Origin of the sequence: Branchiibius sp. NY16-3462-2 (assembly GCF_001594145.1) — a bacterium.
GTDB lineage: Bacteria > Actinomycetota > Actinomycetes > Actinomycetales > Dermatophilaceae > Branchiibius.
Genome location: NZ_LVCF01000028.1, coordinates 1 through 1,128, shown reverse-complemented (window position 1 = coordinate 1,128; position 1,128 = coordinate 1). Strand labels below are relative to the sequence as shown.

The 1,128-nt window shown below is 63.6% G+C and carries 1 protein-coding gene; it reads right to left on the bottom strand.

What is annotated here, in order from left to right:
• Positions 1-2 precede the first annotated feature (2 nt).
• On the bottom strand, positions 3-1,076 hold the full coding sequence (locus AZH51_RS07905; protein WP_291523034.1) for an IS630 family transposase: 1,074 nt from the start codon (positions 1,074-1,076) through the stop codon (positions 3-5).
• Between the last annotated feature and the right edge of the window lie 52 nt (positions 1,077-1,128).

Here is a 1,128-nt window from a genome sequence, read left to right as displayed (position 1 = left end):
TACTAGTGCGCTGCGTTTGAAGTCTTCTGACGGTTGGCTTTCTTGAGGATGTCGTCTGCGGTCTTTGTCCAGACGAAGGGGTGTTTGCGGTCGTTCCAGCCGGTGATGAACGCGCGGATCTTGGCGTTCAGGTCTGGTACGGAGGTGAACGTGCCGCGGTGGATCGCTTGGCGTTCGATGATCCCGAACCAGATCTCGACCATGTTCATCCAGGACGCACTGGTGGGGGTGAAATGCACTGCGATCCGGGGGTTCTGCTCCAGCCACTCGTTGACCTTGGGGTGCTTGTGGGCGGCGTAGTTGTCCATCACCAGGTGCAGATCCTGCTCGGGGTAGGCCTTGGCGACTTGTTTCAGGAACGCCAGGAACTCCTGGTGCCGGTGCCTGTTCTTGCACGCACCGGTGACCTGTCCGGTGGCGACTTCCAGTGCCGCGAACAGCGTGGAGGTCCCGTGTCGTTTGTAGTCATGGGTGCGCCGGGCCGGCAGCCCCGGTTGCATCGGCAGCATCGGCGCGGTCCGGTCCAACGCCTGGATCTGGGACTTCTCATCCACACACAGCACCACGGCGTTCTCGGGTGGATTCAGATACAGCCCGACCACATCGGTGACCTTGGCGACCAGTTGCGGGTCAGTGGAGAACTTGAACGTCTCCAACCGCCACGGTTGGACCCCGTACTCACGCCAGGCCCGGGCGATCGTGGCATCCCCGACCCGCAGATGCCGCGCCAGCAACCGGGTCGACCAGTGTGTCACCCCGTACTTCTTCGGCGGCGGCTCCAACGTCGCCGCCACGATCGCCCGATGATCCACCACCCGCGGGCGACCCGGACGATCCCGATCCCGCAGGCCATCAATTCCCTGGCGGGCGTAACGATTACGCCAAGTAATCACCGTCGGACGAGACATCCCCACCTGGCTGGCGATAGCCGTGTTCGACACGCCCCCGGCGGCCAGCAACACGATCCGCGCCCGCTGCGCCAACCCCGCCCGCACCGTCGAAGACCGGGTCAACCGCAGCAGCCGGCCCCGATCACCATCACGCAGCACCAACCCCGGAGCAGGACGATTCGCCATACCCCATGATCCCAAACCCAATCGTTAAATGATTAACGACGCGCCGCACTAG